Here is a 7,423-nt window from a genome sequence, read left to right as displayed (position 1 = left end):
CATGGACCCATTCTCCCGCGGCAACGAAATTGTGGAGATAGACATTGATGATGTTCCTGGTTCTCGCCCTACGAATCAGACGGAGTTGCTATGAGCTGCTGGCCTTACCCAACGCTGACACGTAGGGACTCCGCCGCCAGCACGCTCAGTGGCACGGCGACGTCCATTTTGAAGTGTGCTGGCCGCGAGGTGACAACGCTCAAGGATGAAGGGTTGGCGACGTCGGGTGAGATTTCCGACGCGTTGGCTGGTGAGGCGACAAACAAGCCGGCCAAAATGATCATCGTACTTGTAAGAATGGCCAGGGTTCGAGTTTTCACGAAATGCTCCGTTCCTTTCACGACTACAAGTCGTCCCACATTTAGGGGATGGAAGCCGTGTATGTGCATGAGGCTACGTCTTGGACGGGCGTCCAAGGAAGCGATATTCTGACATTTCCACTTGGCCCGCTTCGACGCCTGTGAAACACTCCCATTATGGGGAAGCAACAAAATACTTCAGATTTCGCCATCGCGGCTTGTCACGGTGCGTCAAACACGGCGTCTCGAATCTTGGATGCGGCAGTCCTCGAATTTGATGAATTGGGTTTCGAGAAGGCGAGTTTTGCGAGCGTCGCAAAGAGAAGCGGCATGTCCAAGTCGCTCGTTAGCTACCACTTCCCTACTAAGCCCATGCTCGGGTGCTCCGTCTTGAACACGGCTTACCCTTCGGGCATATTTATGGGCTCAGGCCGGCAAGCAGAGTCACCACTGGCTGAGCTGCTCTCCGCCGCCACTAGTGTTGCGTTGCACGTGGTTCACACTCCGTTGGCGCGGGCTGCGCTCAAACTCCGCCGCGAACTTGAAGGTATTGCTGATGGAATTCCAGGCCGCTACAGCGGTTGGACTGCACACGCTGCTGGCTTGCTCGGGGAGGCGCAACGAGCTGAACTGATTGACGCGACGGTGAACATTGGTTTTCATTCACGCCTCATTGTTGGAACAGTAGCTGGCCTGATCTCAGTGTCAGAGTCAACGGGAAGTTTCGTCACTTTGCCTTCCGATGTGAACGAGGCTATCCGTTGCCAACTTTCCGTCTGGGGCACTATTGGCGACCTACCCGTTCGAAGGGTCAACGCAGTAAACGGGAAACTCGCACGCTAAGGGTGGGTTGATCCAAGTATCAACTGGACGCCAGCCTGCCCACGGAACCCACCTAAAGCCCGTCACGTAAGGGGGTCCTCCACAGGACACGAAAGCACAAAATCAAAGTTGTTTTGAGCGCTTACCCACCATCGTCCCGTAAGACCCGTCCGGTGAGTTGTCCGGTGACGGGGCCCTATGTGAAACAATGATCTGCAAGTCTAAGATTATGATCGGCTATGCGCGCGTGTCTACGGAAGAGCAAGACCTCACCGCACAGCGTGAGTGGAACTGCTCGCGGCGCAGTTGAAGCGCATTGACAAGCAGGTCGTGGCCACGGCCAAGGCCTGTGAGTACACGCCGGTGGTTGATGCGTTGATGTGTCTGCGCGGCATCGAGGTCACCACCGGTTTCGGGCTCGCCGTGGAGATCGTCGATTGGACACGATTCACCGGGCCCTCCTTTGCCTCCTATGCCGGGTTGGTGCCCAGTGAGCAGTCCTCGGGCCAATCCAGGCACCAGGGACCGATCACGAAGGCCGGCAGCAAATACGCCGGCAAACTCCTTATCGAGGCAGCCTGGCAACACAAACGTCCATACTCTCGGCCGGGGCTGCGCCTGCTGTGGCAACTGAACCTGGTCGCCCCGACCACCCGGATCCGTGCTCTGGAAGGCAACCACCGTCTTCACCACAAGTGGGAAGTCTTCGACGCCCGCAAGAAGCGCTCCGTCACGGCCAACACCGCGGTCGCCAGGGAACTCGCTGGCTGGTGCTGGTCCCTAGCCGCACCGCTCCAACAAAACGAACATGGGCAACGGGGCCACATGAACGCGGCGTAAAGAACGTGCCTTCCGGGCTGTATTAGTTGAGCGGGCCGACGGCGGACTCTGCCGCTGCCCGGATGGCGCCACTGCCGACCAAGCGGTCGGCTTCCTGCAGCTCCGGCGAAAGGAACCTGTCCGCGCCGGGTCCGTCGACGCTCCCTCGAAGCACGGCCAGGACGGCGGCACCGGCCGGGCCGGGCTGCAGTGGAGCACGCATGTCGATGGCACGGGCCGCTGCCACCAGTTCGACGGCAAGGACGCGGCGCAGGTTCTGCACCGATTGACGCAGCTTGCGCGCCGCATGCCAGCCCATGGAAACGTGATCCTCCTGCATCGCCGAGCTCGGAATCGAATCGACCGAAGCCGGAACGGCCAGCCGCTTGCTGTCCGAGACCAGACCAGCCTGCGTGTACTGGGCGATCATTAATCCGGAGTCAACCCCCGGATCGCCGGCCAGGAAAGCGGGCAGGCCCTGCGAGCGCGCCGGGTCCAGCATCCGGTCCGTGCGGCGTTCAGCGATGGAGGCCACGTCGGCGGCAACGATGGCCAGAAAATCCAGCACGTAGGCTACCGGAGCACCATGGAAGTTTCCGTTGGAGCTGACGCGGCCGTCCGGCAGCACCACCGGGTTGTCAATGGTGGCCGCGAGTTCCCGGGTTGCCACCAGATAGGCATATTCCACGGTGTCCCGTGCGGCTCCGGCGACCTGTGGAGCGCAGCGCAGCGAGTAGGCGTCCTGGACACGGCTGTCCCCGACGCGGTGCGAGGCCACGATGGCAGAGCCGGAAAGGACACGCAGCATGTTATCTGCGCTGGCCGCCTGGCCAGGGTGCGGACGCAAAGCAGCGTGCAGCTCGGGCAGGAACACCTGATCCGTTCCCAGCAGGCCTTCGACGGACAGCGCGGCGGTGATGTCCGCCGTCGCCAGCAGTTCACGCAGATCCGCGATGGCCATCAGCAGCATGCCGAGCATGCCGTCGGTGCCGTTGATCAGGGCCAGTCCTTCCTTTTCCGCCAGCAGCACCGGCTCAATACCGGCCTGGGCGAGCAGTTCGGAGACCGGCCGCCCCGACGGACCAAAGACCGTGCCGTCGGGGCCGGTCGCCTCGCCCTCGCCCATCAGCACCAGTGCACAGTGCGAAAGCGGTGCGAGGTCTCCGGAGCAGCCGAGCGAACCAAACTCCCGGACTACGGGCGTGATGCCCGCGTTAAGCACATCCACCATGGTCTGTACTACGACCGGACGGATACCGGTACGACCGGACGCCAGCGTCTTGGCGCGCAGGAACATCAAGGCCCGGACTACTTCGCGCTCCACGGCCGGGCCCATGCCGGCAGCGTGCGAGCGGATCAGCGATTTCTGCAGTTGGGTGCGCATATCCATCGGGATATGCCGGTTCGCCAGGGCTCCGAAGCCGGTGGAAATGCCATAGGCCGGAACGTCCGAGTGCGCGAGTTTGTCAATGTGTGCCCGCACCTTGGCAACGGTCTCCAGTGCTTCCTGGCTAATGGTCACCTTCGCATCGTGGCGGGCGACGGCGATCACGTCCTCGGCTGTGACACCGGAGCTGGAAAGGAGGACTTCGCGGGTTTCGAGGACTTCTGCGGACATGATTTCTTACCTTCTAAGTTGTTGGGTTCTTCCGGTTCGGGCGATCCATGGAGCACTAGGTGTCGGATACAGGGCTGTATCCGACACCTAGTGCTCAGTCGATGAGTTAGTTTCCCTCCGACATGGGAATCCGTACGCCGCGCTCGGCGGCCACCTCCAGCGCGCGGTCATAGCCGGCGTCGGCATGGCGGATGACCCCCATGCCGGGATCATTGGTCAACAGGCGTTCCAGCTTTTGTGCGGCGAGCTCGGTGCCGTCGGCAACCGAGACCTGGCCGGCGTGAATGGAGCGGCCGATGCCGACGCCTCCGCCGTGGTGGATGGAGACCCAGGTGGCGCCTGAGGCGGTATTTAACATGGCATTGAGCAACGGCCAGTCCGCAATGGCATCCGAGCCGTCAGCCATGGATTCGGTCTCGCGGTAAGGGGAAGCCACGGAACCGGAGTCCAGGTGGTCGCGGCCAATCACGAGCGGAGCCTTCACCTTCCCCTGGGCCACCAGTTGGTTGAACAGCACTCCGGCCTTAGCCCGCTCTCCATAGCCAAGCCAGCAGATCCGCGCGGGCAGACCCTCAAATTCCACGTGCTTCTGCGCCGCATCAAGCCACCGGTGCAGGTGTGCATTGTCCGGAAAGAGCTCCTTGAGTGCCTCATCGGTGACCCGGATATCCTCCGGATCACCGGAGAGGGCCACCCAGCGGAACGGTCCCATGCCCTCGCAGAAGAGCGGGCGGATGTAGGCGGGCACAAAACCGGGGAAGTCGAAAGCCCGGTTGTAGCCGCCCTTACGCGCTTCGTCACGGATCGAGTTGCCATAGTCGAAGACCTCAGCACCGGCGTCCTGGAACTCCACCATCGCCTGTACCTGGTTGGCCATCGACGTCTGGGCCTTCTTGGTGAAGCCGTCCGGATCCGCACCGGCCTCACGCTGCCATTCATCCATGGCGATGCCCTCGGGGAGGTAGCTGAGCGGATCGTGAGCGCTGGTCTGATCCGTGACAATGTCAATCGTCAGTTCACCGGCCTTGTGCCGACGCAGCAGCTCAGGGAACACCTCGGCGGCGTTCCCGACATAACCGACCGACAACGGACGCTTTTGCTCTTTCGCGGCAAGTACCTTGACGACGGCGGCATCCAAGTCAGTTTCGACGTCGTCGAGGTAGCGCTTGCCGGCACGACGACGCAAACGTGTCTCGTCGACGTCGACAATCAGGACGGCGCCGCCATTGAGCGTGACGGCTAGCGGCTGCGCGCCGCCCATGCCGCCGCAGCCGCCGGTCAGCGTCAGCGTTCCGGCCAGGGTGCCACCGAATCGCTTTTCCGCAATGGCGGCGAAGGTTTCGTACGTTCCCTGCAGGATGCCCTGGGTGCCGATGTAGATCCAGGATCCGGCCGTCATCTGGCCGTACATCATCAGGCCCTCGGCCTCGAGCCGGCGGAATTCCGGCCAGTTGGCCCAGTCCCCGACCAGGTTGGAGTTGGCCAGCAGGACGCGGGGCGCCCACTCGTTGGTGCGGAAGACGCCCACCGGCTTACCGGACTGGACCAGGAGCGTCTCGTCCTTTTCCAGTGTGGTGAGGGTGCGCGTGATCGCGTCGAAGGCGTCCCAGCTGCGCACGGCACGGCCGGTACCGCCGTAAACCACCAAATCATCGGGGCGCTCGGCGACCTCCGGATCCAGGTTGTTCATCAACATCCGCAGCGGGGCTTCCGTCTGCCAGCTTTTTGCGGTCAGTTCGGTGCCGCGGGCGGCCCTTACCGGACGGGCGCCCTTGGAGAAATCAACGCCCGGCTTGCTCGATTCTGGCTTGCTCGATTCTGGCTTGCTGCTGCGGGGCAGATCGGTCTGCGCCATCTCGACTCCTGACGGTTGGGGATTAAATTCTTATCACTTACATCAAACAACGTGAGGCGGTGCGCACCAAGATGTTTCGCTCCAGCAGCGTCCGGTATTCCAGACTCCGGAACTGCCCGGAACAGGATTCGCGGGATTGGGCCGGCAGGATCACCCGGGAGAATCAGGCGGCTGGCCGGCCATAAAGGCGATGCGATAGGTCATCTGCCGCCTTTTGCACCCGTCGGGCGAGTTCCGGCCACCGTTCCGCCGGCACTTTCTCTTCCAGGAACGTCACGGCAACTGCCGCCGTCGGCCAACCGACGTGGTCAGTGACAGCCGCGGCCACCGATCCGAAGCCGGCCGTCACTTCCCCGTTCTCGGTGGCATAGCCGCGCTGGCGGACCTGATCCAGATGCGCCTGCAGGGCCGAGTATTTCAGGATCGGTGATGAGGTTTCGGTTCGGCTGCTGAAGGCTGCCGCATTGGGGTAGAGCGCCCGCACCTGAGATTTAGGCAATGCCGCGAGGATGGCCCGCCCGCTGGCGGTCAAGTGGCTGGGGAGACGGACACCGACATCGGTCACCAGCGAAGGCCGGTTTTTGGCGCGCTCCTCAACGATGTAGAGCACATCGCGGCCATGCAGGACGGCGAGGTGTGCACTCTCGCCGATCACATCCACCAGGGCCGCCAACATCGGACGCCCCAGTCTGGACAACGGCTCCTGGCGTGAATAGGCACTGCTGAGCTCGAACGCGCTGATGCCGAGGCCGTAACGTTGCTCCTCGTGCAGATGGAGCACAAAACCGCTCTGCTCCATCACGCCGAGCAGGTGGTAGACGCTGGAACGCGGCAGCTCCAAGGCTGTTGCTATCGTCGATGCCGCGAGCGGGCCGCGCTTGGACGCCAGCAAAGTCAGGATCCGCAGGGTGTTTTCCGCGGCCGGAACTTTGGACGTGGCTTTGGCTTGGCTGGTCATGAAGTCCTCGTCTAGGTCCTTATCCTTATCGCTGGTCCCGGAAAACTATAAACCGGGCGCGAGGTCGCCCAGGCGTCCGGGATACCGTACTCAAGCTTCCCGCACTTTGCCGGCAGTCCCGCCGGCTAGCCCTTTGGTTCGTCCATGAGCACCTGCGCGGTGCGCCCGAAACCGCGCACCGCAGAGTCGTCCCAAAGCTGTGCAGGCATAGCTCCCGCCAGCAGCTCACGCGGCAGCGATGGGCTTTGTCCCAGCGGCAGGTCGCTTCCGGCAATGATGATATTGCCATACCGGCGACCTTTGAGCATGGCGGGATCCGCAACGATGGCCGTATGCCGGAAAACCGAGCCTATAGTGGCTGCTTCACGTCTGGCCGTACTCAGGGCGGGGCTGTCACCGCAGTTGACAATGTACATCCCGCCCGGGGCCAGGACCCGCCGCGCCGCAGCGGTGAATTCGGCAGTGGTCAGCGGTTTTGGCGTAAAGGCGCCGGCAAAAACATCCCGGATGATCAGCTCGCGGCTGCCGTCGCTGAGTGACTCGATTACCTCGCGTGCCTCGCCCACCCGGATCTTCAGCAGCGGCGCCCGCGGCAGATCAAACCAGCTGCGCACATAATCCGCAAGCTTGGCATCAATTTCGATGACGACATTGCGCGATTGAGGGTAGGCGGCCACCAGGTAGCGGGCCATGGAACAGGCCGCACCGCCCAGATGGAGCGCACGCAGCTTTTCGTCCAGCCGGCCGGCGGGAACCGGCCAGCGGCTCCGGACCAAGGCGATGATCCAGCGCATGTACTCAAAGTCCAGCCGCAATGGATCGCCCAGATCCACGTGGGAACTCTGCACTCCGTTGAGCTTGAGCAGCCAGCCATCGGGATTGTCACCGTCGGGAATCAGTTCGGCCCGGCCGGTGTCAATTTCGTAGGTTCCGGCGACGGGCCCACCCGTTGTTCCACCTGCCGGTCCAGCGGCCGGACCACCAGCCGGCTCTTCTGTCGCGGCGGCCAGCGCTTTACCGGATCTGAACCGTTGCCTGCCCACTAACGCAAT

7 protein-coding genes are annotated in these 7,423 nt (G+C 62.7%); 2 read left to right on the top strand and 5 right to left on the bottom strand.

From position 1 onward, the window contains the following. Window positions 1-104: 104 nt before the first annotated feature. Entirely contained in the window at window positions 105-320 is a 216-nt protein-coding gene (locus IV500_RS11125) for a hypothetical protein (protein WP_196396870.1), read from the bottom strand. 156 nt (window positions 321-476) lie between these two features. Here IV500_RS11125 and IV500_RS11120 point away from each other — a divergent pair, with 156 nt between their 5' ends. Together IV500_RS11120 and IV500_RS11115 are read left to right on the top strand one after the other, a co-directional pair. Beyond that, a complete protein-coding gene (locus IV500_RS11120; RefSeq protein WP_196396869.1) occupies window positions 477-1,142 on the top strand; it encodes a TetR family transcriptional regulator in 666 nt (221 codons plus the stop codon). A 264-nt stretch (window positions 1,143-1,406) separates the two neighbouring features. Further along, window positions 1,407-1,961: a transposase gene (locus IV500_RS11115; RefSeq protein ID WP_196396868.1), complete on the top strand. Its 555-nt coding sequence runs from the start codon at window positions 1,407-1,409 to the stop codon at window positions 1,959-1,961. Window positions 1,962-1,983: 22 nt separating this feature from the next. Here IV500_RS11115 and hutH read toward each other — a convergent pair whose 3' ends face one another. The 4 genes from hutH to IV500_RS11095 all read right to left on the bottom strand — a co-directional run bounded on the left by hutH (window position 1,984) and on the right by IV500_RS11095 (window position 7,414). After that, window positions 1,984-3,558: a histidine ammonia-lyase gene (gene hutH, locus IV500_RS11110; RefSeq protein ID WP_196396867.1), complete on the bottom strand. Its 1,575-nt coding sequence runs from the start codon at window positions 3,556-3,558 to the stop codon at window positions 1,984-1,986. A 106-nt stretch (window positions 3,559-3,664) separates the two neighbouring features. Next, window positions 3,665-5,413, bottom strand: coding sequence for a urocanate hydratase (hutU, locus tag IV500_RS11105; RefSeq protein ID WP_230854820.1), 1,749 nt, complete (start codon window positions 5,411-5,413; stop codon window positions 3,665-3,667). A 163-nt stretch (window positions 5,414-5,576) separates the two neighbouring features. Next, window positions 5,577-6,371 carry an IclR family transcriptional regulator gene (locus IV500_RS11100; RefSeq protein WP_196396866.1) on the bottom strand — a complete coding sequence of 265 codons (795 nt, stop codon included), beginning with the start codon at window positions 6,369-6,371 and terminating at the stop codon, window positions 5,577-5,579. Window positions 6,372-6,496: 125 nt separating this feature from the next. Further along, window positions 6,497-7,414, bottom strand: coding sequence for a spermidine synthase (locus IV500_RS11095; RefSeq protein ID WP_376770205.1), 918 nt, complete (start codon window positions 7,412-7,414; stop codon window positions 6,497-6,499). Window positions 7,415-7,423 lie beyond the last annotated feature (9 nt).

The organism is Arthrobacter terrae (assembly GCF_015708085.1).
GTDB lineage: Bacteria > Actinomycetota > Actinomycetes > Actinomycetales > Micrococcaceae > Arthrobacter_M > Arthrobacter_M terrae.
This window is presented reverse-complemented; position numbering and strand designations above follow the sequence as displayed.

Coding starts and splice junctions, on each gene's coding strand:
- IV500_RS11120 (WP_196396869.1), top strand. CDS start 477: ATGGGGAAGCAACAAAATACTTCAGATTTCGCCATCGCGGCTTGTCAC.
- hutH (WP_196396867.1), bottom strand. CDS start 3,558: ATGTCCGCAGAAGTCCTCGAAACCCGCGAAGTCCTCCTTTCCAGCTCC.
- hutU (WP_230854820.1), bottom strand. CDS start 5,413: ATGGCGCAGACCGATCTGCCCCGCAGCAGCAAGCCAGAATCGAGCAAG.
- IV500_RS11100 (WP_196396866.1), bottom strand. CDS start 6,371: ATGACCAGCCAAGCCAAAGCCACGTCCAAAGTTCCGGCCGCGGAAAAC.